The sequence below is a fragment of the Actinoplanes sp. NPDC051513 genome (assembly GCF_044454685.1).
In the GTDB taxonomy this organism is placed as follows: Bacteria; Actinomycetota; Actinomycetes; order Mycobacteriales; family Micromonosporaceae; genus Actinoplanes.
The window spans coordinates 1-1016 of the sequence record NZ_JBITDW010000075.1 but is presented as its reverse complement, the minus strand read 5'-3'; the positions used below and the strand labels follow the sequence as shown (position 1 = coordinate 1016).

The window sequence follows — 1016 nt, the reverse complement described above, 5'->3', positions numbered from 1 at the left end:
CTGCCGGAGGCCGTGGACACCATCTGGCTGCTGATGGAGCCGGCGGTGTTCGACCGGCTGGTCCGCCACCGCCACTGGACGGTGGATCGGTACCAGAACTGGTTCGCCCGCACTGCCCGACGACTACTGGTCGCCGACGCCCCGGCGTCCGCGTCGTAGCCCGACTGACGGAGGAGACCGACATGACTCGAGCCGACATCCACCGCGGGGTCCAGCCGCCGCTGCACGGCCAAGTCGGATATCTGCAGCTGCCAGCGCTCGAGGTGGCCCGGTCTGCGGCCTTCTACCAGGCCGTGTTCGGCTGGTCGGTCGGGCTGGAGCACGGCAGCTTCGAGGCGCCCGGAATCATCGGCCAGTGGACCACAGACCTGAAGCCCGCCGGCGCCGCCGGCCCGGTCCTCTGGTTCTGCGCCGACGACCTGTGGCCGACACTCGACAAGGTGACCGGGAACGGTGGCACCGTGCGCGGCCGGCCCCAACTGGACAACGGGGAGCGCTGGCTGGTCGAAGTCGACGATCCGGCCGGGAACCGGATCGGCATCGTCGTGCTGACCCGTACCGCCCGGTCGCAGACGCTGATCGCCGTACGGGACGTGGAAGCCTCCAGTCGCTGGTACCAGGAACTGCTCGGCCTACGCAGCGGTCACGGCGGTGCCGAGTACGAACGGCTGCTCGCTGACGGACACCTTGTCCTACAGCTGCACAACATCGGGACCGAACACCATCACGGCCCCGTCGCTGACCCGGACGTTACGGTCGGAAACGGCGTACTGCTGTGGTTCGGTGATACGTCCGACTTCGACGGCGTCGTCACCCGCGCAGACCACCTCAAGGCCACCGTCTTACGGCCGCCGCACCGCAACCCACCTGAGGGTCGGGGCAACGGGCCCGGCCATCGCGAAATCTGGCTGCGAGATCCCGACGGGTACACCGTCGTGGTGGCCAGCCCGGATGGCGAAGCATACGAGTCGGCGACATAGCACTCCAAGGGCCGCGCCATACGTCGAACCGGCGCG

1 protein-coding gene is annotated in these 1016 nt (G+C 68.8%); it reads left to right on the top strand.

Going from position 1 to position 1016, the window contains the following annotated elements:
• The first annotated feature begins 182 nt into the window (after positions 1-182).
• Entirely contained in the window at positions 183-980 is a 798-nt protein-coding gene (locus ACIA5D_RS51785; protein ID WP_396038131.1) for a VOC family protein, read from the top strand.
• Positions 981-1016 lie beyond the last annotated feature (36 nt).

Excerpts from the sequence above, each read along its gene's own strand:
- ACIA5D_RS51785 (WP_396038131.1), top strand. The coding sequence starts at position 183 with ATGACTCGAGCCGACATCCACCGCGGGGTCCAGCCGCCGCTGCACGGC.